We start from the raw sequence: 26,008 nt of genomic DNA on the forward strand, positions 1-26,008 counted from the left end.
GGAGTGTCGGTGAGCCCGCAGCAGCGGACAGATATCCGACGGGTGACGTCAGCGAGTGGCGCCGGTGTCGATGTGAGCGAAGAAGTCGAGCAGCGCCGCGTTCACCTCGGCAGGGCGTTCCTGCTGGGTCCAGTGCCCGCACCCGGGCAGCGTCACCTGGGCGTGCAGACGGGGCGCCACCTCGCCCACGTCGGCGCGGACTCCTCCGGGGCCGCGCAGCGCCGTGACCATGTCGCGGTCGCCGACCACGTACAGGGCGGGAACGTCGATCCCGCGCCCCTGGAACGCGGTCAGCAGCTCGTGGTTGCGCTCGATGTTCCGGTACCAGTTGAAGGCGCCGGTGAAGGCGTCCGCGCCGTGCAGAGCGAAGTCCTCCGCGTAGGCGCGGATGTCGTCCTCCGTCAGCCATGCGGGCAGTGCGGGCGGTTCGGGCATGGTGTCGAGGGGGGTCATGCCCTCGGGGATGACCCATGGCCGGGGCTGCTGTGCGCGCGGGTTGTCGCCGGAGGCGCCGTACAGGACCCGGCGGAAGGAAGAGGCGATGTCCTTGGCGAACTCGGCATCGACCACGCCGGGCTGCTGGAAGTAGATCTGGTAGAACCGCTCGCCGTACAGGGTGCGGGTGATCGACGGGGGTACGAGTCCCGTGGGAAGGACCGGCGGGACGCTCAGGCCGGCCACACCGCGGACCACGTCCGGGCGCAGCATCGCGGTGACCCAGGCGACGGGTGCCCCCATGTCGTGGCCCACGAGGATCGCCCGCTCCTCGCCCAGTTCCCGGATCAGGGCGATCACATCGCCGACCAGATGGAGCATGGTGTAGGCGGTGACGTCCGCCGGCTGCTCGCTGCGGGCGTAGCCCCGCTGGTCGGGGGCGACCACCCGATAGCCCGCGGCGGCGAGCGGCTCGAACTGGTGCCGCCAGGAGTACCAGCTTTCGGGCCAGCCGTGCAGCAGCAGCACGAGCGGGCCTTCCCCCTGCTCCGCGAACGGAAGGGCTTGCCTTCCAGGCCGCACGCGTCGATAGTGAGTTGGAAATTCCAACTTACAAGGAGGCGGGGATGGAGCCCCCGAAGCTCGCCGCCAAGCTCGCGGCGCACCCCTCGGTGCAGGCCGTACTGGCCCGACGTCAAGCCGGTGAAACCGTGACCCCGCCCTCGGTGATCGACGCCGCCTGGCTACGGGAGCTGTGCATCGCCGCCGGGGCCGACGACGCGGCCGCGGTGAGTCTGGACCACCCCGACCTGGCCGGGGAGCGGGAGCACGCGCTGGCCGCACTGCCCGGCACGCGCACCCTGATCTCCCTGGTGGTCCGGATGAACCGGGACAACTACCGCTCCCCCGCGCGCAGCGTCGCCAACCAGGAGTTCCACCAGACCGACGAACAGGTCAACCACGCGGCCCGCACCATCACGCAGGCGTTGCAGGACGCCGGCTACCGTGCGCTCAACCCGGCGGCCGGCTTCCCCCAGGAGATGGAGCAGTTCCCCGGCCGGATCTGGGTGATCGCCCACAAGACCGTCGCGGTGGCCGCCGGCCTGGGGGTGATGGGCCTGCATCGCAACGTCATCCACCCGAAGTTCGGCAACTTCGTCCTGCTGGCCACGGTCCTGGTGGACGCCGAGGTGAGCGCGTACGGGCAGGCGCTGGACTACAACCCGTGCATCGACTGCAAGTTGTGCGTCGCCGCGTGCCCGGTGGGGGCCATCAAGAAGGACGGCGACTTCGACTTCCTCGCCTGTGTCACCCACAACTACCGCGATTTCATGAGCGGGTTCACCGACTGGGTGCAGACCGTGGCCGACAGCGAGGACGCGGCCGACTTCCGCTCCCGGGTCTCGGACACGGAGAACGTGTCGATGTGGCAGAGCCTCTCCTTCAAGCCGAGCTACAAGTCGGGCTACTGCCTGTCGGTCTGCCCCGGTGGCGAGGACGTTCTCGGCCCCTACCTGGACGACCGCAGGCACTTCATGGACACCGTGCTCAAGCCCCTCCAGGAGAAGAAGGAGACGCTGTACGTGCTTCCCGGTTCCGACGCCCAGAAGTACGCGGAGCGCCGCTTCCCGCACAAGCCGACCAAGGAGGTCAGCGGAGGCTGGCAGCCACCACCCTCGAAGCGACGTGAGGCGTCCTCCTGAGCGCGGATCGCCACACACACAGGGGCCGCAACCGCTTCAGCGGCTGCGGCCCCTGTGTGTCAGGCCCATGCCGCTGTGCGCGTCGAGCGGATGCCCGTCCTTCACCGTCACCGCTGCCGGGTCCGCCAGCAGGACGCGCGCGGCCGCAGGGAGCTTGCCCTTGTGCGCCTCGGCCTGCGCCGTCAGCTGCTTGCCGATCTGCAGCGAGGACGATTCGGCGGCCTGTGTCGTCGCGGCCCGGGCCAGGCTCGACCCCAGGCTGACCGCGGACTGGTTCGTCAGCACCGTCAGTGTCGGCCGGACCGGGTCACATCGCCGTGACCCGGCCCCCCCATCACAACCGGTCGTTCCTGCGTCAGGTCAGCCGCTCAACGGCCTTGAGGGTCTGGCCCGTTCCGTCCTCGGTCGCCATGTGCTGGGCTGCTCTCGCGGCGGCTCGTGCGTAGGTCTGCTGCTTGACGACCTGGTCGAGTGCGTCGGCCAGGCTTTCGGCGGTGAGGGATCGGTAGGGGATCGGGGCGGGGGCGGCGCCGAGGGCGGCGAGGCGGCCCGCCCAGAACGGCTGGTCCGCGGTCACCGGTACCGTCACCGCGGGAACCCCGGCGCGCAGCGCGGCGGCCGAGGTGCCGGCTCCGGCGTGGTGGACCACGGCGGCCAGCCGCGGGAACAGCAGGGTGTGCGGCACGTCCCCGAGGGTGATGACGTCGTCGCCGTCGGCCGCGAGTCCGGCGCTGCCACTCTGGAGGATGCCGCGGAGCCCGGCCCGGCGCAGGGCTCGTACGGCGATCTCGCTCAGCCGTTCGCCCTCTCCGGCCGCCATGCTCCCGAAGCCGATGAGGACGGGCCGGGGTCCGGCGCGCAGGAAGTCCTCCAGGTTCGCGGGCAGTCGTGCGGCCGGGTCGTGGTGGGGCCACCAGTTCCCGACGACCTTCAGGCCGGAGCGCCAGTCGGCGGGGCGTGGCACGAGTGCCGTGCTGAAGCCGTGCAGGACGGGCCAGTTCGCCTGTTCCTGACGGCGGCGCATCGCGGCGGCGGAAGCCGGGGGCAGCTGGAGGCGGTGGCGCAGCTCGGCGACCGCCTGCTCGTAGACGCGGTCGGCCATGCGGAGAGCGAAGCGTCCGGTCGCGCGGTTGAGGGGGCGGCCCAGGGAGCGGGGGCTCATGACGGTGCTCGGGAAGTCACCGGTGGGTGCGGTGGGCTGGAGGTAGACGCCGAGGCTCGGTATGCCTGTCGCCTCGGCGAGTTGCCAGCCGAGAGGGGCCGTGGTGGTCGACAGCAGGAGCAGATCCGCGCCCTCGGACACCGCGTCGGCGAACCCCTGGCCCAGCTCGGTGACGAACGCGGCGGCGGTACGCATCAATTCGCGTCGCCCCGTCCCCTCGCCGCGCATCCGCGGGTCGGCGGGCAGAGCGCGGAACTCCAGCCCGGCGTCGCGCACGAGGGGCGCGAAGGCGTCCGTGGTGGCGAGGGCGACGTCGTACCCGGCCCGGCGCAGTTCGGCGCCCAGGCCCGTGTAGGGCGCGACATCGCCGCGCGATCCGGCCGCGGTGATCAGGATCCTCATCACTCCTCCTCGGAGCCGGTACGGCCGCCCGCGTGGCGGGCCGCGTTGGCGTGGACCGCCTTGCGCAGGTAGGCGGCCAGGCCCGGGCGTTGCTGGGACGGCGGTACGACCAGGGCGAAGGCGCGCGGATCGGCGGCGAAGTCGTCCGCGATGCGCCGGTGCATGTCGGGCGGGCAGGAGGTGAACCAGCGGGAGATGTGCAGGCGGTGTTCCTCGGCGAGGTCCGTGGCCCGCTGTCCGTCGGCCGGCTCACCCTCGTCGAAGGCCGCCAGCAGCTCCGCGCGCCAGGCGGCGGCCTCGCCCATGAGCTGCCGCCAGTCCTCCTTGGTGTGGGCGGCCGCGCGCGCCATCGACTCGCGCTGCCCCTCCGAGTCCGCCCACTTCAGCTCCGCCTCGGTGGCGTAGCTCAGGTCGAAGGTGATCTCGCCGAAGACCTCGAAGCGTTCCTGAGGGGTGAGGGACACCCCGGTCCGCTGGACCTCGATGGCCCGTTCCGCCACCTGGGCCAGCTGCTGCAGTCTGGCGATCTCCTCGCTCAACTGCCGCTGCCGGGCCGTCAGATACTCCAGGGCGTTCGTATCCGGATCCTTCACGATCTCGGTGATCTCGTCGAGGGTGAAGCCGAGTTCGCGGTAGAACAGGATCTGCTGGAGGCGGGCCAGGTCCGCGTCGCTGTAGAGACGGTAGCCGGTGCGGCTGCGGCCGCTGGGCGAGAGCAGCCCCGCCTTGTCGTAGTGATGCAGCGTACGCACCGTCACCCCGGCGAAGGCCGAGACCTGTCCCACCGAGTAGCTCATCCACCTGTCCTTTCGTCGGCACCCAGCCTTGAGCCTGACGTAAGGGGAGGGTCAACTCGACCCGGTGCGGCACGGCGGGCCGTACGGTGGCCGGCGGGAGCCCTTCCGGAGCCCGATCAGTCCCCCCTTGGCCGGCGGACCGCGCCCGTGCCCAGAGCGATCACGGCCCGGGGGCGCATCGGCTCGTCGCCGCGCCGGGAGAGCAGGACCACCTCCTCGACCACGGTCGACCGCGCGCCGAGCCGGGCGGCGCACTCCGCGGCCAGCCGCTGCGGGTCCTGCGTCCGGCCGAGGGACAGATGCGGGGTGAAGCGGCCGCCACGCCCGCCGCAGAGCGGGAAGCGCAGCTCCAGCGCCCGGTGCAGACGGGTCCACGGCGCCGCGTCCGCCGAGGCCGGATCGAGCCACACCGTCGCGTAGTGCCGGTGCCGGAAGTACCGCACCCCGGCCAGCCGCGCCGGGAACGGCGCGGTCTGCGCCGCCCCTGCGGAGAGCAGCGGCACCGCCCGCTCGAACTCCTCCTCCGGCACGAAGCCGAACAGCAGATTCACATGCGGCGGCCATCGCCGTACCTGCGGGTCGTGCTCCCAGCGGATGTCCTGGATCGCCGGCCACAGCTCCCGCGGCGGCAGCCAGGCCACCGCCGTCCGGGCCGTCGGCGCCGCCGCGAGTACGGCCGTCGGCTCGGCCCCGTGGAATTCCGGGCTTCCGTCCACACTGCCATCGTCCGAAGCGCGTCCCGATCGCGCGAGTCGGCGAACGCCGCCGCGGCAGATCTCGGCCGATCGAGGATCTCCGAGAAGACCACGCGGATGGTGATCAGCCCTTTCGGGTTCTCCTCCGCACGTCTTTTTCCGCGTACGCCGGGAGTCGTAGCAAGACCGCCCCGCAGATGGATTCGCTTGCCTCCGTGGACGCGAAATGGTCGTTCCGTCCTGGAAGTTGACCGAAAGGAACGGCCATCGTGCGGATAGGACGCATGGCGCCCTTGCTCGCTGTGGGGGTCACGGCAACGCTCGTCCCCACCCTCGCCACGACGCAGGCATCCGCGGCGGAACCGCTGCAGAGGTTCGCGAACCAGAAGCCCGCGTGGCACAGATGTGACGCGTCGCAGCCCGCCGCGTTCCAGTGCGCGACGATCAAGGTCCCGCTGGACTACAGCCGCCCAGGCGCCAAGACGATCAAGCTGGCCATCTCCCGCGTGAAGACCAGTGTCCCCGGCAAGCGGCACGGCGTGATCCTCTTCAACCCCGGTGGTCCGGGCGGCGAGGGCCTGGACATGCCGGTCATGATGAAGGACGTGATGCCCAAGAAGGTCCGCGAGCAGTACGACCTCGTCGGGTTCGACCCGCGGGGTGTGGGTCGCAGCAGCCCCGTCACATGCGGTCTCACAGCCACGGAGCAGAACATCGAACACCCCTACAAGCCGGAGACGTTCAAGCACGACGTCAAGTGGGCCCGGACCGTCGCCGACAAGTGCCGTGCCAAGAACGGCGACAGACTTCCGTACATCACCACCCGCAACACCGCCCGCGACATGGACGTCATCCGCGGCGTCCTGGGCGAGAAGAAGATCTCCTACCTGGGCTACTCCTACGGTACGTACCTCGGTGCCGTCTACGCGCAGATGTTCCCCGAGCGGACCGATCGCTTCGTGCTGGACAGCTCGGTCGACCCCGCACGGGTCTGGCGGGGCATGATCCAGGTCTGGGCGGAGGGCACGGCGCCGGCGTTCACCCGCTGGACGAAGTGGACCGCGCAGCGCCACCGCACGTACAAACTCGGCGACACCCCGGCCGAGGTGAGGAAGACGTTCTGGGACCTGATCGCCCGGGCCGACCGGACTCCCGTCGACGACGGCGGTGAGAAGCTCACCGGGGACGACATCCGCGCCGCCCTGCGCCCCGAGTTCTTCAGCCCCAAGTACGCGGCCGAGGCGGTCGTCGAACTCAAGAAGGCCGCCGACGGCCGTGCGGCCTCCCGCCGTTCCACCGCACCGGACGACCAGCAGGGACCGCGCCGGTCCGCGGCTTCCGCCGCACAGCCGCCGGCCGACAACGAATCCGTCGCGTTCTGGACCGTGGTCTGCGGCGACACCGCGGCCTGGCCGCGCGACCCGGAGCAGTACCGGCGTGACGCGATCCGGGACAAGGCCAGGTATCCGCTCTACGGCGACTTCGGCTCCAACATCACGCCCTGCGCGTTCTGGGACAAGCCGGCCGAGCCCGTCACCGCGGTGGACAACAAGGTCGGCCTGCTCACCGTGCAGAACCAGTGGGACTCCCAGACGCCCCTGGTCAGCGGCCTCGGCATGCACCACGCCCTGAAGGGCTCGCGCATGGTGTACGTCAAGGGCGGCCAGGGCCACGGCGTCTACTCCGTGGCCCCCCGCTCCTGTGCCGACCGCACCATCAACGCCTACCTGAGCAGCGGAAAGCTGCCGGCGCAGGACGTCACCTGCAAGCCCGGTCGCCAGAGCCCCGGCGTGAACCCGGGCGTCGTCCCGGTGCCGCGGCACACACCGCAGGCGCCCCGCTTCTGACGCGCCTTCCTGAACCGAGGACGACAGCACCGGGAGGAGGTTTGTCAGCTACGGCTTGACCAGGACCTTCAGGGCCTCGCGGTCGGCCATGGCGCGGTAGCCGGCGGGCACCTCGTCCAGGCCGACCGTGTGGTCGAAGACGCGGCCCGGCTCGATGCGGCCCTCCAGGACGTCCGGCAGCAGTTCCTCGATGTAGGCGCGCGCCGGGGCGACACCACCGGTGAGGGTGATGTTGTTCATGAACTCCGGGAAGCCCAAGGGGACTTCGCCGTACTGCGGGGCACCGACCCGGCTGATGGTGCCGCCCGGGCGGACCACGCCGATCGACATCAGTGTTGCTCGCATGTGGTCTTTCCCAGTTCGGTGGTTGTCGGTTCTTCGTCGGCGTGGATCACGTCGAGCCGGACGTCGCGGGTGTCCTGACGGCGTCGAGGTCGGCGCGGACGCGTTGCGGCTCCTGCGCCGCGGCATGTTGGCCTGGTCCCGGACGGCGTCCAGGGCGCCGGGCGCGTCCTGGTCCAGTGCGGCGAACAGCGGGCCCATGTCGCCGGGAGCGGGGCCCTGTTCCGCGACCAGTTCGAAGGTCCGGCCCCGCGCCTGCGGAGCCGTAACGGCCTGCACCAGCACCTGGGCGATCCGCTCGCGGGCGATGACGCCGTCGGAGGGGGTGCCGGAACGCCGGGTGTCCCCCTGCAGGAAGACGAGTCGGTGCTCGTCGGGGGCGTTCATGTCGAACCAGCCCGGCCGCACGACCGTGTACGGCAGGCCACTGGCCCGGACCAGCCGCTCCGAGCGGCGCTTCCAGTCGAGCAGATGGTCGTACGCGCTGCCGCGGGCGGTGACGCCGATGGCGGTCATCAGCACGATGCGGGGCGTCTGTCCGGACAGGGCGGCCAGGATGTCGCGGACTCCGGCGTAGTCGGCGTTCTCCGGTGAGGAGTGTGCGGTGCCGTCGGATCCGAGTGTCAGCACGACGGCGTCGACGTCGGCCACGGCCGGGGGCAGCGTCTTGGGCCGCGTGACGTCGGCGACGGCGAGCTGTGCCTCGGCGGGGAGCTGCCGGCGGGCCTTCGCGGCGTCACGTACCAGCGCACGGGTGGTGTGCCCCCGCGCGATCGACTCGGCCACGACGAGTCGTCCGATGCTGCCTGTCGCGCCGACCACCAGAACGGTCAGGGGTGCGGTCGCCATGAGTCCTCCTTGTGTCGGGGGCTTGAAAGACGTGGGGTGCCCGGTCAGGGGATCGTGAGTTCCCCGGCGCGCAGTGCGGCGGTCACGCCGCCGTCCATGGGGAGGTCGGCGCCGGTGATGAAGCCGGACTGGCGGCCGAGGAGAAAGGCGGCCGCGTCGGCGACCTCGTCGGGCGTGCCGAAGCGCCCGGCCGGCGACACCTTGCGCACCTGCTCGAACCACTCCTGGCGGGGGCCGGACAGCTCGTCCAGGGCCAGCGGCGTGATGATGACGCCGGGGCTGACGGCGTTGACGCGGGCGCCCCGCTTGCCCCACGCCACGGCGGCCGTCTGCACCCGCAGCGAGTTGGCCCGCTTGGAGAGCGCGTAGGCGTGGACGGTGGAGCCGACCTGGTCGGGGTGGAGGAACGGCAGCGCGAGCAGCTGCGACGTCTCGGTGGTGGCGAGCGCCTGCTCGGTCTCCGGCGCGTAGGGGCTCTCGCGGTGCCCGGCCATGCCGGCGATCACGAGACCGGCCCCGCCCGGGGCGACGACGCGGGCGAACGCGTCCAGGACCATGGCGGTGCCCAGAAGGTCGACGTGCAGGATCCGCTCGATGCTCGCCTGGGTGGGAGAGACACCGGCGGTGTGCACCACCTGGGTGACCGGTCCCAGAGCGGCGGCCGCGGCGGCCAGTGCCTCCACCGCGTCGTGGTCGGAGACGTCGGTGACCCGGATCGTCACGTCGTACCCCTCGCCCCGCAGCCGCTCGGCGGCACCCGCGGCCGCCTGCTGGCTGTAGTCGGCGAGCAGCACGGTGCGACCGGCACCGACGCGGCGGGCGATGGCAAGACCGATGCTGCCGGAGCCGATGACGACGACCACTTCCTTCGCGTCCCTGCTCATCTCTCCAACCCCTTCTCTCTGCGCTGTCGCACACCCGCACACCGCGGACCGACATCCAGGCTGTGGGAAGCGCGCGCGAGGTGGCAGGCCGCGCTGTGCCGGGGAGCGACAGGGCCCCCAGACACCTCCTCCGCAGGTCACGGCATGGGGACACGGAAGGGCCCACCACCTCAGGCACGAACCCGGTGCCGCTGCTCGGCGAACCACCACGTCTCCACGGCGCGGATCGCCGCCGCAGGGCCTGCGCCGCTCCGGGGTGGACCGGGACGAGCTGGACGCGCTCGAAACCGGGGTGCGTGGCGGCCCGGAATCCGAACGTCACGAGCCCCGAGCGGTTCAAGGTCGTCATTCCCGAGGACTGAGAGCCATTTATTGCTAATGGGATCCATTTTCATGTAGCGTCTTCCTCGCTCACCCGAGGAGGAGAACCATGGCCGTTCCCAAACGCAAGATGTCCCGCAGCAACACCCGTCACCGCCGGGCCCAGTGGAAGGCCGCCACACCGACGCTGGTCCCGGTCACCGTCGACGGGGTGCGTCACCTCGTCCCGCAGAACCTGGTCAGGGCGTACGAGCGCGGGCTGCTGCGCCCCGAGGGGTGAAGGGGACGGGTATGGCGTACGACCGGCTGCCGGTGACCGTACTGTCCGGCTTCCTCGGCGCGGGGAAGACCACGCTTCTCAACCATGTGCTCGGCAACCGTGAGGGGCTCCGCGTCGCGGTCATCGTCAACGACATGAGCGAGGTCAACATCGACGCGGCGCTGGTGCGCGGCGGCGAGGCGGCGCTGTCGCGGACCGAGGAGCGGCTGATCGAGATGACCAACGGGTGCATCTGCTGCACCCTGCGCGACGACCTGCTGGTGGAGGTGGACCGGCTGGCCCGCGAAGGCCGCTTCGACTACCTGCTCATCGAGTCCAGCGGCATCTCCGAGCCCATGCCGGTCGCGGCCACCTTCGCCTTCGCCCGCGACGACGGCGCCACCCTCGGCGACCTCGCACGCCTGGACACCATGGTCACGGTCGTCGACGCCGCCAACTTCCTCCCGGAACTGGCGAGCGGGGACGAGCTGGTCGAGCGCGGACTCGATCAGTACGAGGACGACGAACGGACCGTCAGCGACCTGCTGATGGACCAGATCGAGTTCGCCGACGTCATCGTGCTCAACAAGCTCGACCTGGTCGACGACGCCACCGCCGACCGGCTGCGTGCGACGCTCGCGCGCCTCAACCCGGTGGCCCGGATCGTGCCCGCCGTCCACGGACGCGTGCCCGTCGAGGACGTACTCGGCACCCGGCTCTTCGACCTCGAGCGGGCCCAGCAGGCCCCGGGCTGGGTCATGGAGCTGAACGGCGAACACGTCCCGGAGACCGAGGAGTACGGCATCTCCTCCACCGTCTTCCGATCCGAACTTCCCTTCCACCCCCAGCGGTTGTGGCGGTTCGTCACCGAGGAGATGGACAGCGGCGCCTACGGGCAGGTCCTGCGTTCCAAGGGCTTCTTCACCCTGGCCAGCCGCCCGCGGGTGACCGGCCTGTGGTCCCAGGCCGGTTCCGTGGCCCGCTTCGAGCCCTCCGCCGGCCGCGACACCGACAGTCCGACCGGCCAGGAACTGGTCTTCATCGGCACGCACCTGCGTGCCGAGGCGCTCCACGCCGCGCTCACCGACTGCCTGTCGGTGGACGGCGAGGAGCTGCCGGCGGACGATCCGTTCCCCGCCTGGCACGGCTACGGCATCGACGACACGTGCGACCACACATCTCCGATGCTCGTGGCGCGGACTTGAGGCCACAGCGACTCGGCGAGCTGACGTGGAGGCGGCGCAGGCCGGTCAGGTGAGCGACAGCAGGACCTTGCCCCGGCCCGTGCCCGTCTCCAGGAGTTCGTGGGCCTTCGCCGCCTCGGCCAGGGGCAGGGTCCGCGTCACCCCGGGCCGGATCCGGCCCGCCGCGAGCAGCCGCAGGGCTTCGGCGAGGTATGCGCCGATCCGCTCGGGAGCCCGGCGGGCCAGGTCGCCGATGTTGAACCCGGCGATGGTCCGGTTGCCCTTCCACAGGTCCCACACCGAGGCCGTCCACTGCTCGTGCCGCCCGAGGTCTCCGTAGGCAACCAAGCGGCCGAAGGGCGCCAGCACGGTCAGGCTCTGCTCCCGGACCGGCCCGCCGACGGGATCGAGGACCAGGTCCACGCCCCGGCCGCCGGTCACCTCGGCCAGCGGTTCCGCGAAGCTGTCGCGGAGGAACACCTCGTCGTAGCCCAGCTGTGCCGCGTACGGGATCTTCTCCGCCGAGCCGACGGTGCCGTACACCCGGGCGGCCCCCAGCTCCCGGGCCAGCTGCGCGGCCGCCGAACCCACACCCCCGGCCGCGGAATGGATCAGCACGCTCTCCCCCACTTGCAGCCGTCCGGCGTCCTTGAGCACGCCGAAGGCCGTCGGGAAGACGCAGGGCAGCCCCGCCGCCCCGGCCAGGTCGGCCTCTCCCGCCTCGGTGCGCAGCGACCTGACGAACCGGACGTCCGCCGCCACCACTTCGGCGTAGCCGCCGAACGCCGGCAGATAGGCCGCGACCGGCTCGCCGATCTCCAGCCCGCTGACCTGCGCACCGAGCGCGACGACCGTCCCGGAGACCTCAAGGCCGGGGACGTCGACTCCGCCAGGGCCGTCCGGGGCCCCGAACTCGCCCCGACGGTGCTGGATCTCCGCGAAGTTGACACCCGCGAAGGCGACGCGCACCGCGACCTGTCCCGCAGCCGGCACCGGCTCGGGCAGATCCAGCTCCTCCAGTACCTCGACGCCTCCGTTGGTCCGGATCCCGACCGCCCGCATCCGACACTCCCCTCATCGTCAGGCCCGTCCCATGCGGGCCGTCGAGGGAACGGCAACGCGGGTGACGATCTTGCTATTCCCGGAATGCCCTTGACACTCGCACGGGCGGGCGACGTACGTTGAACCTGCAAGTTCCTGACGGGTGGAGGCCCTCGATGCACGTACCTGGCCCGGCACCGCACGGTGCCCGCGCGGGTACGCGGCTGATCACCCGGCGGCATGTCGACTACTGCCGCACCTCCTCCGCGGTCTGTCCTTCCGTACACGTCTGACCCTGCCGGCCCGTCCCGCCGGCCGTCCCGTCGTGTACTCACGGCTGCCTTTTCCCGTGTACCCGGAAGGATCCCCCATGTCCGGCCCCGCCCTGCATCTCGCCGTCGAACTCGACGGCGAGGGCGCCCATCCCGCGGCCTGGCGCCGCGCCGCCCACTCCCCCGACCAGTTCTTCACCCCGCGCCGCGTGGCCCGCGTCGCCGCCAGCGCCGAGAACGCCGGGTTCACCCTGATCACCCTGGACGACGGCGTGCTGCCGCCCGGCGCCGCACCGGATCCGGTGGGCCGTATCGGCGCGGTGGAGCGGGCGGCCTTCGTCGCCGCGTCCACGAGCACCATCGGCATCGCACCCGTCGTACCGGTCACGTACGCCGAACCCTTCCATGTCTCCAGCCAGTTGGCGTCCCTGGACCACATCTCCGTCGGCCGGGCCGGGTGGGTGGTGACGGAGGAGGACCGTCCGGAGGCGGCCCGCGCCTGGGGGCGCCCCGAGGTCGCCGACGCCGCCGCGCGGGCCCGGGAGTCCCGTGACGGCGTCGAAGTGGTCCGCGCCCTGTGGGACTCGTGGGAGGACGACGCGGTCATCCGGTCCGTGGCCACCAGCCGCTACCTCGACCGCGACCGGCTCCACTACATCGACTTCACCGGGGAGACCTACGCGGTCAAGGGCCCGGCGATCGTGCCGCGCCCGCCCCAGGGACAGCTCGTCGTCCTCGGCCGGCCCGACCGCGTGCCCGCCGCGCAGCTCGATGTCGCTCTCGTCGAGGGCCGGGACCTCACGGCGGTCGCCACCGCCGCCGCTGCCGCCGGCACGCCCCGCGTCTTCGCCGAGGTCGAGGTCGCGCTGGACACACCGGGCGCCACGGCCGCGGAGCGCGTCGCCGACCTGGAGCGGTACGCGCCGTGGACCGACCGGGGAAGGCTGCGGCACATCGGCTCGGTCAGTCAACTGCTCGCGCTTCTCGATCAGTTGAAGGACTCGGTCGACGGCGTCCGGCTGCATCCCCTGGTGCTGGACGAGGACCTGCCCGTCCTCTCCGGCCTCGTCCTGCCCGCCCTCGTCGAGCGGCGCCTCGTCGCCCGCCCACTGCCCGGCAGGTCCCTGCGCTCGACCCTGGGGCTGCAGCGCCCCGCCAACCGCTTCGCTGCCGCCGCCGTCCAGGAGGAAGCCCGATGACCCGCACCGATCCCCTCGACGTCCCCCGGCCGCACGCCCAGCTCCACTTCGGGGTGTTCTTCCAGGGCGTCAACCACTGGACCATCTGGTCCGCCCCCGAGAGCGGCTCCCAGATCGACCCCGCCTCCTTCCGGCAGGTCGCCCAGACCGCCGAACGGGGCCTGTTCGACGCGTTCTTCCTCGGCGAGGGGCTCCGGCTGCGGGAGGTCGACGGCCGGATCCACGACCTCGACGTGGCCGGACGGCCGGACGCCATCACCCAACTCGCCGCCCTGGCCGCCGTCACCCGCCGGATCGGCCTGGTCAGCACCTCCAACTCCACCTTCAACGAACCCGCCGACCTCGCCCGCCGCCTGTCCGGACTCGACCTGCTCTCCGAGGGCCGCGCCGGCTGGAACGTGGTGACCACGGACAACGCCTGGACCGGCGCGAACTTCCGCCGCGGCGGCTACCTCGACCACGCCGACCGCTACCGGCGCGCCGAGGAGTTCCTCACCGTGGCCCGCGCCCTCTGGGACGGCTGGGAGGACGGAGCCGTCGCCGGTTCCGTGGGCGCGCCCGCCTGGTCGGCGCCCGGTGGGGTGCGCCAAGTGCGCCACCGTGGAGCGCAGTTCGACGTCGATCTCAAGCCCACCCTGCCGCGCAGCGCTCAGGGACACCCCGTCATCTTCCAGGCCGGGGACTCCGGCGAGGGGCGCGACTTCGCCGCCCGCAACGCCGACGTCATCTTCTCGGCGCACGGCAACGACTTCGACGACGCGCTGGCGTTCGCCGAGGACATCCGGCGCCGGCTGCGGGCGGTCGGGCGGCCCGAGGACGACCTGCGGATCCTGCCCGGCACGGAGATCATCCTCGGTGCCACCGAAGAGGAGGCGCTGGAGAAGAAGCACTGGATCCGACGGCAACAGGTCACCCCTGCCACCGCGTTGGGGATCGCGGGACTGCTGTGGGGCATCGACCTGTCCGACCGCGACGCAGACGGGCCGCTGCCGAAGGAGGATCCCGTCGTCATCGAGAACGACGGCTCCTTCGGTGCCCGGCGGATCGCCGACCCGCGTACGGTCGTGGCCGAATGGCGGGCCAAGGCGGAAGCCCACGGCTGGTCGCTGCGGGAGACCGTCATCGCGCTCGGCCCGCAGCGCGGGCACGTCGGCACCCCGTCCGGCCTCGCCGACAAGTTCGCCCGCTTCGTGCGGCACGGCGCGGTCGACGGCTTCAACGTCACGCCGTACCTGATCCCGGACGGCCTCGACGACATCGTCGACCTGCTCGTCCCGGAACTGCAGGAACGCGGCGTCTACCGCACCGAGTACACCGGTACGACGCTGCGCTCACACCTCGGCCTGCGTGAACCCCTCACCCACCGGTCGGCACCCGAGCGACGACAGGCGGGCTGACCGCCCCGGCGACGGTTCGCGCATCACCACTCCGGCATACGGGGGGCCTCACGTCCGCGGAGGGCAACAACCGTCGCCAGGGCCCGTTTCCATGCGGCAGAAGCAGGACGCGGTGATCGGTACGTCCGCCGTCGCGGCCGCGATCTTCAGCTGCTGGGCCACGATTTCCGCCTCGCCCGTCCTGCCGAGCCGCTGGAGGCATTCGTGGAACCCGTGCAGGGACCAGACGTTGCCGGGGTGCTGCTGCGGGCGGGGCAGTGTGTCGTCGAGTCCCAGGTCGGCGCGGTAGACCGCCTCGGCCTCGGCGACCTGGCCCCGCTCCAGCAGCAGGGCGCCGTAGGCGTGACGGGTGGGCTGCATCCATCCCCAGGGTTCGTCGTAGGGGAGACCGTCGTCCAGTTCGATCGACCGGCGCAGCTCGGCGAAGGCCTCGTCGTATGCGCCCTTGCGGTACGCCAGCTCGCCGTCGAGCATGGCCGAGGCGATCTCGAGGATGTCCGCGCAGGTGTTGTTGAACAGCATGCGGGTCTGCGGCACCCGGGCGACCGCCTCCCGGAAGAGTGCGCGTTCCGCCTCGGCTTCGGCAGTCCTGCCGGTGGCGGAGAGCGCGACACCGCGGGCGTAGTGCAGCATCGCGGTGCTCACGCAGTACAACTGCGGGTCGGTGGGCACGGGAAGCCGCAGGATGTCGTCCCACCGGCCGAAGCGGATCAGGACGTGCACCCGCATGGCGAGAAACCCCTCCAGCCAGTCGGCCATGGGCGGACTCTCCACGCGCAGCAGTTCCTCGGGCACGGCGGCCTCGAGTCGCTCCGCCGTGTGCAGCGCGTCCTGGAAGCGGCCCAGGAACAGCGCGCCGTAGATCCTGAAGTGGTAGTTGTGGCACCGGTAAAGGGTGTAGAAGTTCATCGCGCCGCCCCGTGCGAGGAACTTCTCGTCGGCGGCGATGGCCGCGGTGTTGTCGGAGACGACTCGGCGGTAGTCGCCGCAGAGCACCTCCAGGTGTGACGGCATGTGCTGCAGGTGACCGGCGTCGGGCACCAGGTCGCGCAGCCGGTCGGCGACGGGGAGGGCGGTCTCGGGTGTCGGGGACATCTCCATCAGGTGGATGTACATGTGCAGCAGGCCGGGATGCCAGGTGCCCGCCTCGGTCGCCATGGCGCGCTCGAGCACGGCCCTGGCCTCCGGCGTGCGTGCCCCCGCGGCCGGCCGGCCCGTGCGGATGTCCCACAGTTGCCAGGGGGTGAGGTTCATCAGGGCGTCGGCGTACAGGGTCGCCACGTCGAGGTCGTCGGGCGCCAGATCGTGGACGGAGCGCATCCTGTCGGCGTAGTCCGCGTTCCACACCGAGCAGGTCTCGACGCCCTTGGCCGCGCGCTGGGGGTAGCGGGCGCGCAGGGACTCGATGAGTGCCCGTTCCACCGGGGTGGCGGACGCCGCCTTGGCATGCGCGCGCTCCACGGCGTCATGGGCGCGCGCCACGGACTGTGCCAGGTCCTGCTCGTCGAAGGAGTCCCAGGGCTTGTTGTAGTTGGGGCCGAGGGCGTAGGCGATGCCCCAGTAGGCCATGGCGCAGTCGGGGTCCGCCGCGGCGGCCGTCTCGAAGCAGCGTACGGCCTCCTCGTGGTGGAAGGCGTACGTCCAGTTCAGTCCGCGGTCGAACCAGCACTGGGCCTCGGCGGACGACGTCGTCACGCGCCGGCCGTGGCTGCCGAGGTCGTAGTAGGTCACATGCGCTCCCGGAGAGTGTCTCGACCATGACGAAACCAGGTGAAGAACTTACCCGTTCATCCCGCATCAACCGGTTTGGCGTGTGAATTCCCCGGAAAGCCCCGCGTCAGCGTCCGCGCGCCGGCTCAGGCCGCCCGCCCCGTGGGCGATCCGGTGCGCAGGGTGTGGCCGATGGCCTCCAGGGCGAGGTCGCGGGACGGCACGTCGGGCAGGACGCGGGAGGTGCACTCCAGCAGCAGGGTCGCCACGGCCAGTTCCAGGTGCAGGCTGGGCAGCGCGGGCTCCGGCGTGCCGGGGCGCGGGCCGGTGACGGCCGCGGTGAGCCGGGTGCGTGCCCAGTCGACGAGGGGGGCCGTCATCTGTCGCCCGTCGGGGTGTCCCGCGGCGTGGAGCACGGCGGGCAGGGCGTCGGCCAGGCGGGCGAGGACCGCCTCGCGGTGGTCGCGGAGCAGGATCCGGTACGCGGCCCGGGCGGGCGGGCGCTCGCCTCCCGCACCGGGGCGCGGAGCCGTCCACGGCGGCTCCACCCGGCTGAGGCCTTCCTGGAGGGCCGCCGCGAAGGTGCGGCCCACCACTTCCATGGTGTCCCCGAAGTCGGGGACGAGTGAGACGGTCTTTGTCACCGTGACTCCTCGGTGTCATTCGAAGACGGGCCGACCACCGCTGAATGAGATTTCAACTGCGGTAATCAAGACGATTTCCGAATGAATCTATCCGCGTCACTCCCCCGGCGGACCACGCGCCGGTAATTCGCAACTCCCCTGCGCGGATGAAGAGTTCGAGGACGGCTCGTTACCTGCGCGCCGAATCACCCACCCCCTACAGGACTTGGCTGAAACTTTACCCTCATGAGGTGGTGCCGCCGTGATATGTACAACTCATTTCAGCCCGACAGTACCGCTGGTTGTCGGGTTAATGTGAGCGCATGCGATTCGGGGTGCTCGGACCACTTGAGGTGCGGACCGTGACGGGGAGGCCGGTTCGGGTTCCCGAGGTCAAGGTCCGTGCGCTGCTGGCGAATCTGCTCGCCCACCACGGCCAGGTCGTTCCCACGGTCCGGCTCATCGAGGCGCTGTGGGGCGGCACGCCCCCCGCCAATCCCACGGCGTCGCTCCAGGCGAAGGTCTCGCAGCTGCGCCGCGCCCTGGAGGACGCCGAGGAGGGCGCCCGGGATCTGGTGGTGCACCGGGCGCCGGGCTACACCCTCCAGGCCCCGCAGGACGCGGTGGACTCCCTGCGCTTCCGGGCCCTGGTGGCCCGGGCGCGCACACTGGACGACCTGCGGGCCCGCGCGGCCGCCCTCGAGGACGCGCTCGCGCTGTGGCGCGGGCCCGCCTTCGCGGACTTCGCGGACGAGCCGTTCGTCCACACCGCCCTCGCCCAGCTGGAGGAGGAGCGGCTCACGGCGGTCGAGGAGCACTTCGAGACCCGGCTCGAACTGGGCGAGCACAGCCTGCTGATCGGGGAACTGGCAGCGCTGGTGACCGCCCATCCGCTGCGCGAGCGGCTGCGGATGGCCCACATGCGCGCGCTGCACCAGGCCGCCCGCTCCTCGGAGGCGCTGGCGAGCTACGCCGATCTGCGCCGCCGTCTCGACACGGAACTGGGCCTGGTGCCCAGCGAGGCCGCGGACGCCCTGCAGCAGGCCATCCTGCGGCAGGACCCCGCGCTGCGCGGGCCGGCCGCGCCGGGCACCGCCGAGGCCGCGCCGCGGGCCCGCACCAGCCTTCCGGACTTCCCGAACGCGCTGGTGGGACGGGACAACGCGCTGGAGGAAGGGCGGCACCTGGTCGCCCGGAGCAGGCTCGTCACCTTCACGGGTCCCGGGGGCGTCGGCAAGACCAGGCTCGCGGTCGCCGTGGCCGCCCGGGCCGCCGACTCCTTTCCCGACGGAGTCCGGCTGGTGGAGTTCGCGGGGCTGCGGCCCGCGGACCAGGACGGCCGGGCCTGGTGCCTGGCACAGCACGTGCTGGCGGCGCTCGGCATCCGCGAGGGCGCCGACCAGACCGGCGCCCGCCCCGGCGAGGGCTGCGGTCCGGAACATCATCTGCTGGACTTCATGGCCTCCCGCCGGCTGCTGCTCGTACTGGACAACTGCGAGCACGTGCTGGACGACGTGGCCCTGCTGGTACGACAGCTGCTGGAACAGGCGCCGGGCGTGACCGTACTGGCCACCAGCCGGGAACCGGTACGCCTCCAGGGTGAGACGGTGTGGCCCGTGCCCCCGCTGGAGCTGCCCCGGTCGACGGAGCGGGAGGCGCTCGAACGCTCCAGCGCGGTCCGGCTGTTCGTCGAGCGGGCCCGTTCCGCCGACCCCTCCTTCGTCCTGGACGCGCAGACCGCGCCCGCCGTCGCCGCGGTGTGCCGCCGCCTGGACGGCATCCCGCTGGCACTGGAACTGGCCGCCACACGGGTACGGGCGCTCGGCGTGCACGAGCTGCTCGACCGGCTCGACGACCGCTTCCGCGTGCTCAACTCCGGCTACCGGGGCGCACCGCACCGCCAGCAGACACTGCAGGCGACGATCGAGTGGAGCTGGAGTCTGCTCGGACCCGCCGAGCAGGCCGTGCTACGACGGCTGTCCGTACACGTCAAGGGCTGCACGCTGGCCGCCGCCGAGGAGGTGTGCGCCGGCGGCGAGGTGGCCGCCGGCGACGTCGTCGACATCCTGTCGCGGCTGGTCGACAGGTCGCTGGTGATCCGCGGCGACAGCCCCGCCGGCGCCCGCTACCGGCTGCTGGAGTCGGTGGGGGCGTATGCCCGGGCCCGGTTGGAGGAGGCCGGCGAGGCCAGGCAGATCGCGCGGCGGCACACCGTGCACTACACCGAGCTGGCCGAGCGGGCCCGGCCGCATCTGCACGGACCCGAACAGCAGCGCTGGTTACGGCGGTTGTCGGCGGAGACCGCCAACTTCCGGCAGGCCGTGCGGGAGGCCGCCGACGGCGGATCGCCCGAGCTGGCGCTGCGCCTGGTCAACGCGCTGGCGTGGTTCTGGATCCTGATGGGCCGGCTCACCGAGGGCCGGCGCTGCCTGGCCTCCGCCCTGGAGGCGCCCGGCCCGTTGCCCGGCCCGCAAGGGGCTCTCGAGGCGGCCACCTGGTGCGAGGGGATCGGGCTGCTGCTCGGCGAGATCGAGCCGGACGAGCAGTGCCGGGCGCCCCGGGAGCGGGCCCCGGCGCAGCGGTCCGCGGGGCTCGCCCGCGCCAAGTGGTTCGTGGGGCAGGCGCTGTGGGACGTGGGCGCGCTGGCCGCGGCCGAGAGCTGGGTCAACGAGGCGCTGGTGGACTTCCGGGCGCTGCGCGACGCCTGGGGCGTGGCCGCCGCGCTGAGCAGCCGGGCCGCACTGGCGATGGCCCGGGGCAGCCTGGCCGCGCTGCACGACGACGCCCTGGAGGCGCGCGCCCAGTTCTCGGCCCTCGGCGACGCGTGGGGGCAGTTGAAGGCGGCGCAGGCCCTGGCCGTGCACGCCGAGATCACCGCCGCGTACGACGAGGCGGCGCAGCTGCACCGCGAGGGGCTGCGGATCGCCGAGTCGCTGGAGCTGTGGCCGGAGGTGTCGCGCCAGCTGTCGGGGCTGGGGCGGATCGCTCTGCTGTCGGAGCGGTACGACGAGGCGGAGGAGCTGCACGACCGGGCGCTGCGGCTGGCCGTCGAGCAGGGCAACCGGCCGGCGGAGCAGATGGCGGAGCTGGGCCTCGCGCTCGGCGCCCGCCGCCAGGGCGACCTGGCCGCGGCGGACCGGCATCTGCGGCCCTGGCTCGAGTGGAACCGCACCCGCGGTGCGATCAACGGCCTCGCCCTGGTCCTGGCCGAACTGGGGTTCTGCGCTGAGCTGCGCGGTGACGCCGCGGCCTGCCTGGACCTGCACCGGGACGGGCTGACCGCCGCGCTCGCCACCGAGGACCCGCGGGCCGTCGCGCTCGCACTGGAAGGCCTCGCGGGGGCCCACTCGCTGACGGCCCGGACGGCCCGAGCCGCCCGGCTGCTCGGCACCGCGGCGGCGACCCGGGAGCGCTCCGGGGCACCCCTGCCCGAGGCGGAACGCGCCGATGTGCAGCGCATCTCGGCCCGGGTGCGCGGCGCGCTCGGCGCGCAGACCTATGCCGCCGAGTACGCCGCCGGGCAGACCGTGGAGTACCGCGACGCGGCGGAGGCGGAGCTGGCGGGCCCCGAGGCGCCGGGGGAACACCGGCTGGTGGAGGGCCCGCAGGTGGTCCGGCCCGGCGATGCGGTGGCCCGGACGCTGCCGCGCCGTATCCCGCGTTCGGCCTGACCGGCCGCGTGACGAGCGTTTTTCGGCCATCCCGGCGCTGCCGTCAGCGCTGGGACTCGTCCGTCCACAGACGGCTGCTCAGGTCCGAGCCGCGCAGTACCTGGACGCGCCACGGGTCGATCCGGATGACGTGGTATTCGGGGTCCTCCGGTCCCAGGCGCCAGAAATTGCGCGGGTTGTAGCCGACGCCCCGCGGGCTGCCCTTGGCGTACAGATCCCAGGCGTACTTCTTTACCTCCGGATCATCCACCCAGTGGGAGAGGCTGTCGATGAAGACCGCGTTCTGCCGAGGATTCCAGTACGAGTAGGTGGTGTGCGGATTGCCCGCCAGATGGGCCGCCTTGACGGGGGTCTTGTACGCGGCGAGCCAGCCGACCGGCCGGCCGTCCACGGTCTCCCAGATGGGCAGCAGGACCCGCGCCCGGGGGCGGCCCTTGCTGTCGACCGTGATCATCGTGCAGTACACGATGTCCTGGATATACGTCACGAAGGCGCTCTCGATCTCCGAGAACGAATCCACCTTCACAGCACCCATCGCGGCACCTCAAAAGAGTCGGAAAAGCAGGACACGGCCATTCATCGCCGGTCGACCTCAGCGTGCCGCACCCTTCGGTCCCAGAGAAGAAGGCACTTTGAAGTCACCGACTCACCGCCGGGGAACCCGGCGGCGGACGGAAACCTTCCAGAACGCGGGAATCAGTCGGCCCAGACTCCGCTCGCGGCGGCTTCCCGGACGAATTCGATGAAGTCCCTCGGCGGGCGGCCCAGAACGCGTTCCACGGTGTCGGTGGGCGCGGAGTTCAGGTTCTCGCGGATCTGCCCGACGAGGTCGGCCACGAATAGCGCGTAGTCGGCGGGCACGTCGTAGGAGACGAGTTCCGACACATAGGCGTCGTGGGCCACTGGCTCATAGCGGACCGTCCGTCCGGTCGCGCGGGAGATCTCCTCGGCCGCCTCGGTGAGCGTCAGGGGCCGCGCGCCGCTCAGGTCGTACACCCGGCCGTCGTGCCCGTCCTCGAGCAGGGCCGCCGCGGCCACCTCGGCGACGTCGCCGGCGTCCACGAACGGCTCGCGGCCCTGCCCGGCGGGCAGGCGCAGTTCGCCGGAGCGTACGGCGTCCAGGAGCACGCCCTCGTCGAAGTTCTGGAAGAACCAGTTGGGCCGCAGCACCGTCCACGCGGCGCCGGACTCGCGCACGCCTCGCTCGCCGGCGCTGAGGTCCTTGCCGCCGACGAGGCCCGTGGTGCGCGCCTGGAGCAGCACGAGCCGGCGGACGCCGGAGTCCGCCGCCAGCTTGGCCAGGGCGGCGATCTCGGCCGCCGCGTCCCAGCTGCCGGGCTGGTCCTGACGGTCCACCAGGTAGGCCGCGCGGACTCCGGTGAGGGCCGGCTCCCAGGTGTTCTGGTCGTTCCAGTCGAAGCGGACCGGTGCGGTCCGGCCGACCGGCCGGACCGAGGCGCCCCGGGCGCGCAGGGTCTGGACGACCCGGCGTCCGGTCTTACCGGTACTGCCCAGGACCAGGATGTCTGACTGACTCATGGATTCGCCTCCCGTACTGGGGGTGGGATGTGCCGAAGGTGGGCGCAGGGGGCACCGGGCGGAGGATGGCCCGGTGCCCCCTGCGGGCGTACGGCTGCACGGAGCGGCGCTCGAAGAGGCGCCGCCCCGTGGAGCGGTGATCAGAGGAACGGGGTGTCCGGGGCCAGGCCGAGGAGGGCTCGGCCGTGCACTTCCTGGTTGGTGTTGAAGGCGAACAGGGCGTGCAGGGCGAGGCCCCGCAGATCGCGGTGGAAGCGCTGGAACGGCACGTCCCGCATGATCACCGAGGCGCCGCTGGCCTCGAACAGCTCGTCGACGGCCTCCTTGGCGAGCTGGATCGCGAACCCGGCCTTGCCGCGCACCTCGGCCCGCTCCTCCAGCGACGGCTGGGTGCCCGCGTCGGCGTGCTCCTGCAGCAGCCGCAGCCAGGTGTCCTGGAGCGCCTCGGCCGCGGCGATCTTGTTCGCGGCGGTGGCGACCTGGATCTGGGTCAGCGGGGACTGACTCTGGTCGGTCCACGACGTGTAGGTGATGCCGCGGCCGGGGAGCCGCTCCAGGAACAGGTCGAGGGCGCCCCGGGCGATGCCGAGGTAGGCGCTGGCGCCCTGGGCCATGAAGAACGGGATGAAGGCGTAGTTGCGGCCGGTGGCACCGGTGTTGGACCGGCCCCCGGTGGTGCCGGTGAGCACCTCGGGCAGGCTGACCACCCGGCGTGCCGGGACCTTGACGTTCGTGGCGGTGACCGTGGAGCTGCCGGTGCCGGCCGCCGCGGAGGCGTGCCAGTCGTCGGCGATGTCGAGCTGCGTGAAGGGCACGAGGGCGGCGTGCGGTACGGGCGTCCCGTCGGGGGCGGGCAGCAGGGCGGCGAGCAGGGCCCATCCGGCGCCACGGGAGCCGGAGATCCACTTCCAGCTGCCGTTCAGGGCGTAGCCGCCGTCCTCGGCGGTGAGGGTGCCGGTGGGGGTGAAGCCGGTGGACACCCGCAGGGAGCCCTCGGCGTACACCTCCTTCTGGGTCTCGTCCGGGAAGAGGCTGGGCACCCAGGAGCTGGACACCCAGATCATCGCGACCCACCCGGTGGCGGTGTCGGCGCGGGCTATCTCGCTGAGGATCCGCACCTGGTCGGCGACCGGCGCCTCCAGACCGCCGAAGCGGCTCGGTACGTTGAGGCGGAACACTCCGGCCTTTTCCAGCAGTTCGATGTTCTCGTCGGGAATCCACCGCCGTTCCTCGGCCTTCGGACCGGAATCCCGGAACCGACCGGCCTGGGATTTCACCTCGTCGAACACCGCGGCGATCGCACCGTCGTTCGTGGTCATTCTTCCTCCTCAGCGGTTTTCTTCCGGTCGTGCGGGATTCAGTCTGGCGAACGGCTCTCATGGCCCGGTAACCGCGAAATCTTCCCCGGGCCCGCCCGGTGTCCGGGCGGTGTGTGCGCGGTCAGCGGCCGGTAAGTCGCGGGTACCCACGCACAAAGGCCCGTGCGGCGCGTGCCGCACGGGCCCTTCGGAAAACCCCGGGAAAAGGGGTCGCCCCAGGCCCGGGGGAATGGCCTGGGGCGAGTTCGGGGCGGCCCGGCGTGCGCCGGGCCGCGGTCGGGTCAGCGTGAGGTCTCGGCGGACTCCAGGACGGGACCCGCGGCGGCCGGCTCGGCGGCTGCCGCACCGGACCGGCCGCGCAGCCCGAACACGCTGACGAGGACGGCGATCGCGGCGGCCACCAAGGGGACGACCAGAGCCGCGCGGTAGCCGTCGAGCATGGCCTGCGGGCCAGTCCCGTCCGTCGCGGCGTCGATGGCCGCGGTGGCCGAGGACAGGCCGAGGCCCGCACCGAACTGGAAGCAGGTGTACAGCAGACCGCCGGCGACGCCCTGCTCCTCCTCGTCGATGCCCTCGGTGGCGACGATGGTCAGCGGACCGTAGGCGAGCGAGAAGGACAGGCCGAGGACGATCAGGCTCGGGAACATCATCAGGTAGGTCCAGTCGAGCCCCAGCGGCAGCATCAGCGCGTAGCTCAGCACGGCCAGCAGCAGACCGCCGAAGATGACGCGGGCGTTGCCGAACTTGTCCACCAGCTTCGGGGTGAGGGTCGGCGACAGGATCGCGTCGATGCCGATGACGATCATCGCGAAGCTGGTCTGGATGGTCGACCAGTCACGCAGCTCCTGCAGGTAGAGCACGATGATGAACTGGAAGCCGAAGAAGCCGGCGGCGAACAGCAGGCCCGCCAGGTTGGCGCGGACCAGGCCGCCGCTGCGGAAGATGCCGAGCCGGACCAGCGGCGCGGACGTCTTGCGCTCGATCAGCGCGAAGGCGAGGAACAGCAGGAGGCTGGCGGCGGCGGTCAGCGCGGTCTGCGCGGCCGGTGCGTGCGTGGCCCGCTCGACGGAGAGGACCAGCAGCAGGATCGCCGCCGTCACGCTGACCGCGCCGGCCACGTCCATGCCCTGACCGCCCCGGTCGGGCCGCGGCGACTTGGGGATGAGGGCCGCGCCGGTGAGCAGGATGGCGAAGGAGAGGATGACCGGAGCGAAGAACACCCAGCGCCAGTCGGCCGAGGCGAGCAGGCCGCCGACGACCAGGCCGATGGAGAAGCCGCCGGCCGCGGTGCCGGAGTAGACGAGCAGCGCCTTGTTGCGCTGCGGGCCCTCCTCGAAGCTCGTGGTGATGATCGACAGGCCGGCCGGGGTCATGAACGCCGCCGCGACACCGGTGACGAACCGGGCGAGGATCAGCGTCCATCCCTCGGTGGCCAGGCCGCCGAGCCCGGAGAAGAGCAGGAAGACCGTCAGCCAGAACAGGAACATCTGGCGGCGGCCGAACAGGTCGGCGGCGCGGCCGCCGAGCAGCATGAAGCCGCCGTAGCCCAGGACGTAGGCGCTCATCACCCACTGGAGCGTGCCGGTGGACAGCCCCAGGTCGGCCCGGATGGACGGCAGGGCCACGTTGAGCATGGCCACGTCGACGCCCTCAAGGAAGATCGCACCACACAGCACGAACAGCACGCCCCAAGCGCGCCCACTCATGCGATCGGTGCCGCTGTCCGGAGAGGATTGCAGTGCGGACACGGAAATTGACTCCTCGGTAGAGAAAACAGGATGGCCGGAATCGGGACGACCGCTCGGAACACCAACTCTTCATGCCGACATGCGGGGGAGTTGGCGGCGGTTCCCTCTTGTAACCACAGGCATCATCGGGCAGGCTCAATGACTATGGAAGAAGGCACTTTGAAGTCACCGACTCACTGCACGGGTACCGAAGCCGATTACGAGGTGATGCAGTGGGACACCCGGCAGGGCTGTGAGGTACGCCAGATCCTGGACCGGGTGGCGGACAAGTGGTCGCTGCTGGTGATAGCGCTGCTGGACCGCCGCACGCTGCGCTTCAGCGAGCTGCGCCGGCTGATCGAGGGCGTCAGCCAGCGCATGCTCACCGTCACGCTGCGCCAGTTGGAGCGAGATGGCCTGGTCAAACGTACGGTGCACCCGGTGGTGCCGCCGCGGGTGGAGTACGAGCTGACACCGCTCGGGGCGACGCTGCACGACACGATCCGCAGCCTGGTGATCTGGACGGAGGAGCATCAGGTCGAGATCGCCTCGGCCCGCTCGGAGTACGACCGGCGCACGGCTGCGGAGGCTGCGGCGTCCTGAGCGGGGGGGCGGGGCTGGGCGGATGTG

At 71.8% G+C, this 26,008-nt stretch carries 22 protein-coding genes; 8 read left to right on the plus strand and 14 right to left on the minus strand.

The window, feature by feature from the left end; all coding sequences use genetic code 11:
* Nucleotides 1-48: 48 nt before the first annotated feature.
* Nucleotides 49-1,044, minus strand: a complete 996-nt coding sequence (locus tag CRP49_RS41340; protein ID WP_373560431.1) for an alpha/beta fold hydrolase — start codon at nucleotides 1,042-1,044, stop codon at nucleotides 49-51.
* Nucleotides 1,045-1,061: 17 nt separating this feature from the next.
* Between CRP49_RS41340 and CRP49_RS41345 the strand changes: the two genes are divergently transcribed.
* Nucleotides 1,062-2,138 (plus strand): 4Fe-4S binding protein, encoded by a 1,077-nt coding sequence (locus CRP49_RS41345; RefSeq protein ID WP_097258503.1) that lies wholly within the window; start codon nucleotides 1,062-1,064, stop codon nucleotides 2,136-2,138.
* Between the two features lie 36 nt (nucleotides 2,139-2,174).
* On the opposite strand, the gene CRP49_RS41350 is transcribed toward CRP49_RS41345, so the two are convergent.
* The 4 genes from CRP49_RS41350 to CRP49_RS41365 all read right to left on the minus strand — a co-directional run bounded on the left by CRP49_RS41350 (nucleotide 2,175) and on the right by CRP49_RS41365 (nucleotide 5,215).
* Nucleotides 2,175-2,423, minus strand: a complete 249-nt coding sequence (locus tag CRP49_RS41350; RefSeq protein WP_257033809.1) for an SNG1 family protein — start codon at nucleotides 2,421-2,423, stop codon at nucleotides 2,175-2,177.
* A gap of 70 nt (nucleotides 2,424-2,493) precedes the next feature.
* Entirely contained in the window at nucleotides 2,494-3,702 is a 1,209-nt protein-coding gene (locus CRP49_RS41355; RefSeq protein WP_097258504.1) for a glycosyltransferase, read from the minus strand.
* A complete protein-coding gene (locus CRP49_RS41360) occupies nucleotides 3,702-4,499 on the minus strand; it encodes a MerR family transcriptional regulator (RefSeq protein WP_097258505.1) in 798 nt (265 codons plus the stop codon). Before CRP49_RS41360 ends, CRP49_RS41355 begins: the two co-directional genes overlap by 1 nt.
* Nucleotides 4,500-4,615: 116 nt before the next feature.
* On the minus strand, nucleotides 4,616-5,215 hold the full coding sequence (locus CRP49_RS41365) for a 2'-5' RNA ligase family protein (RefSeq protein WP_097258506.1): 600 nt from the start codon (nucleotides 5,213-5,215) through the stop codon (nucleotides 4,616-4,618).
* Between the two features lie 248 nt (nucleotides 5,216-5,463).
* On the opposite strand from CRP49_RS41365, the gene CRP49_RS41370 reads away from it, so the two are divergent.
* Complete coding sequence (locus CRP49_RS41370) at nucleotides 5,464-7,041, plus strand: alpha/beta hydrolase (protein WP_257033810.1); 1,578 nt, start codon at nucleotides 5,464-5,466, stop codon at nucleotides 7,039-7,041.
* A gap of 48 nt (nucleotides 7,042-7,089) precedes the next feature.
* Here CRP49_RS41370 and CRP49_RS41380 read toward each other — a convergent pair whose 3' ends face one another.
* Nucleotides 7,090-8,232, minus strand: coding sequence for an NAD(P)H-binding protein (locus tag CRP49_RS41380; RefSeq protein WP_257033811.1), 1,143 nt, complete (start codon nucleotides 8,230-8,232; stop codon nucleotides 7,090-7,092).
* Nucleotides 8,233-8,276: 44 nt separating this feature from the next.
* Nucleotides 8,277-9,116, minus strand: a complete 840-nt coding sequence (locus tag CRP49_RS41385; protein WP_097258508.1) for an SDR family oxidoreductase — start codon at nucleotides 9,114-9,116, stop codon at nucleotides 8,277-8,279.
* Between the two features lie 430 nt (nucleotides 9,117-9,546).
* Here CRP49_RS41385 and rpmF point away from each other — a divergent pair, with 430 nt between their 5' ends.
* Both rpmF and CRP49_RS41395 read left to right on the plus strand, forming a co-directional pair.
* Nucleotides 9,547-9,717 (plus strand): 50S ribosomal protein L32, encoded by a 171-nt coding sequence (gene rpmF / locus CRP49_RS41390; protein WP_097258509.1) that lies wholly within the window; start codon nucleotides 9,547-9,549, stop codon nucleotides 9,715-9,717.
* Between the two features lie 11 nt (nucleotides 9,718-9,728).
* Entirely contained in the window at nucleotides 9,729-10,901 is a 1,173-nt protein-coding gene (locus CRP49_RS41395) for a GTP-binding protein (protein ID WP_097258510.1), read from the plus strand.
* 45 nt (nucleotides 10,902-10,946) lie between these two features.
* On the opposite strand, the gene CRP49_RS41400 is transcribed toward CRP49_RS41395, so the two are convergent.
* Entirely contained in the window at nucleotides 10,947-11,942 is a 996-nt protein-coding gene (locus CRP49_RS41400) for a zinc-binding dehydrogenase (protein WP_097258511.1), read from the minus strand.
* Nucleotides 11,943-12,291: 349 nt separating this feature from the next.
* Between CRP49_RS41400 and CRP49_RS41405 the strand changes: the two genes are divergently transcribed.
* Both CRP49_RS41405 and CRP49_RS41410 read left to right on the plus strand, forming a co-directional pair.
* Complete coding sequence (locus tag CRP49_RS41405) at nucleotides 12,292-13,392, plus strand: LLM class flavin-dependent oxidoreductase (protein WP_097258512.1); 1,101 nt, start codon at nucleotides 12,292-12,294, stop codon at nucleotides 13,390-13,392.
* Nucleotides 13,389-14,789 carry an NtaA/DmoA family FMN-dependent monooxygenase gene (locus tag CRP49_RS41410; RefSeq protein WP_097258513.1) on the plus strand — a complete coding sequence of 467 codons (1,401 nt, stop codon included), beginning with the start codon at nucleotides 13,389-13,391 and terminating at the stop codon, nucleotides 14,787-14,789. The genes CRP49_RS41405 and CRP49_RS41410 overlap by 4 nt, the downstream gene beginning before the upstream one ends.
* 48 nt (nucleotides 14,790-14,837) lie before the next feature.
* Here the strand turns inward: CRP49_RS41410 and CRP49_RS41415 are convergent, their stop codons facing one another.
* Together CRP49_RS41415 and CRP49_RS41420 are read right to left on the minus strand one after the other, a co-directional pair.
* Nucleotides 14,838-16,520 carry a hypothetical protein gene (locus tag CRP49_RS41415; RefSeq protein WP_097258514.1) on the minus strand — a complete coding sequence of 561 codons (1,683 nt, stop codon included), beginning with the start codon at nucleotides 16,518-16,520 and terminating at the stop codon, nucleotides 14,838-14,840.
* 125 nt (nucleotides 16,521-16,645) lie between these two features.
* Nucleotides 16,646-17,143, minus strand: a complete 498-nt coding sequence (locus CRP49_RS41420; protein WP_097258515.1) for a hypothetical protein — start codon at nucleotides 17,141-17,143, stop codon at nucleotides 16,646-16,648.
* Nucleotides 17,144-17,484: 341 nt separating this feature from the next.
* Between CRP49_RS41420 and CRP49_RS41425 the strand changes: the two genes are divergently transcribed.
* Nucleotides 17,485-20,793, plus strand: a complete 3,309-nt coding sequence (locus CRP49_RS41425) for a BTAD domain-containing putative transcriptional regulator (RefSeq protein ID WP_257033812.1) — start codon at nucleotides 17,485-17,487, stop codon at nucleotides 20,791-20,793.
* A 43-nt stretch (nucleotides 20,794-20,836) separates the two neighbouring features.
* Here CRP49_RS41425 and CRP49_RS41430 read toward each other — a convergent pair whose 3' ends face one another.
* The 4 genes from CRP49_RS41430 to CRP49_RS41445 all read right to left on the minus strand — a co-directional run bounded on the left by CRP49_RS41430 (nucleotide 20,837) and on the right by CRP49_RS41445 (nucleotide 25,357).
* Nucleotides 20,837-21,328, minus strand: coding sequence for a pyridoxamine 5'-phosphate oxidase family protein (locus CRP49_RS41430; protein ID WP_179852014.1), 492 nt, complete (start codon nucleotides 21,326-21,328; stop codon nucleotides 20,837-20,839).
* Between the two features lie 161 nt (nucleotides 21,329-21,489).
* On the minus strand, nucleotides 21,490-22,332 hold the full coding sequence (locus CRP49_RS41435; protein ID WP_097258517.1) for an NAD(P)H-binding protein: 843 nt from the start codon (nucleotides 22,330-22,332) through the stop codon (nucleotides 21,490-21,492).
* Nucleotides 22,333-22,472: 140 nt separating this feature from the next.
* A complete protein-coding gene (locus CRP49_RS41440; protein WP_097258518.1) occupies nucleotides 22,473-23,651 on the minus strand; it encodes an acyl-CoA dehydrogenase family protein in 1,179 nt (392 codons plus the stop codon).
* A 281-nt stretch (nucleotides 23,652-23,932) separates the two neighbouring features.
* Complete coding sequence (locus CRP49_RS41445; protein WP_097259308.1) at nucleotides 23,933-25,357, minus strand: MFS transporter; 1,425 nt, start codon at nucleotides 25,355-25,357, stop codon at nucleotides 23,933-23,935.
* 186 nt (nucleotides 25,358-25,543) lie between these two features.
* On the opposite strand from CRP49_RS41445, the gene CRP49_RS41450 reads away from it, so the two are divergent.
* On the plus strand, nucleotides 25,544-25,981 hold the full coding sequence (locus CRP49_RS41450) for a helix-turn-helix domain-containing protein (protein WP_097258519.1): 438 nt from the start codon (nucleotides 25,544-25,546) through the stop codon (nucleotides 25,979-25,981).
* Nucleotides 25,982-26,008: the final 27 nt, after the last annotated feature.

Source organism: Streptomyces sp. Ag109_G2-15 (assembly GCF_900215565.1).
In the GTDB taxonomy this organism is placed as follows: domain Bacteria; phylum Actinomycetota; class Actinomycetes; order Streptomycetales; family Streptomycetaceae; genus Streptomyces; species Streptomyces diastatochromogenes.

Coding starts and splice junctions, on each gene's coding strand:
- CRP49_RS41430 (WP_179852014.1), bottom strand. CDS start 21,328: ATGGGTGCTGTGAAGGTGGATTCGTTCTCGGAGATCGAGAGCGCCTTC.
- rpmF (WP_097258509.1), top strand. CDS start 9,547: ATGGCCGTTCCCAAACGCAAGATGTCCCGCAGCAACACCCGTCACCGC.
- CRP49_RS41380 (WP_257033811.1), bottom strand. CDS start 8,232: ATGGCGACCGCACCCCTGACCGTTCTGGTGGTCGGCGCGACAGGCAGC.
- CRP49_RS41410 (WP_097258513.1), top strand. CDS start 13,389: ATGACCCGCACCGATCCCCTCGACGTCCCCCGGCCGCACGCCCAGCTC.
- CRP49_RS41440 (WP_097258518.1), bottom strand. CDS start 23,651: ATGACCACGAACGACGGTGCGATCGCCGCGGTGTTCGACGAGGTGAAA.
- CRP49_RS41435 (WP_097258517.1), bottom strand. CDS start 22,332: ATGAGTCAGTCAGACATCCTGGTCCTGGGCAGTACCGGTAAGACCGGA.
- CRP49_RS41445 (WP_097259308.1), bottom strand. CDS start 25,357: ATGAGTGGGCGCGCTTGGGGCGTGCTGTTCGTGCTGTGTGGTGCGATC.
- CRP49_RS41400 (WP_097258511.1), bottom strand. CDS start 11,942: ATGCGGGCGGTCGGGATCCGGACCAACGGAGGCGTCGAGGTACTGGAG.
- CRP49_RS41345 (WP_097258503.1), top strand. CDS start 1,062: ATGGAGCCCCCGAAGCTCGCCGCCAAGCTCGCGGCGCACCCCTCGGTG.
- CRP49_RS41450 (WP_097258519.1), top strand. CDS start 25,544: ATGGAAGAAGGCACTTTGAAGTCACCGACTCACTGCACGGGTACCGAA.
- CRP49_RS41355 (WP_097258504.1), bottom strand. CDS start 3,702: ATGAGGATCCTGATCACCGCGGCCGGATCGCGCGGCGATGTCGCGCCC.
- CRP49_RS41360 (WP_097258505.1), bottom strand. CDS start 4,499: ATGAGCTACTCGGTGGGACAGGTCTCGGCCTTCGCCGGGGTGACGGTG.
- CRP49_RS41405 (WP_097258512.1), top strand. CDS start 12,292: ATGTCCGGCCCCGCCCTGCATCTCGCCGTCGAACTCGACGGCGAGGGC.
- CRP49_RS41395 (WP_097258510.1), top strand. CDS start 9,729: ATGGCGTACGACCGGCTGCCGGTGACCGTACTGTCCGGCTTCCTCGGC.
- CRP49_RS41385 (WP_097258508.1), bottom strand. CDS start 9,116: ATGAGCAGGGACGCGAAGGAAGTGGTCGTCGTCATCGGCTCCGGCAGC.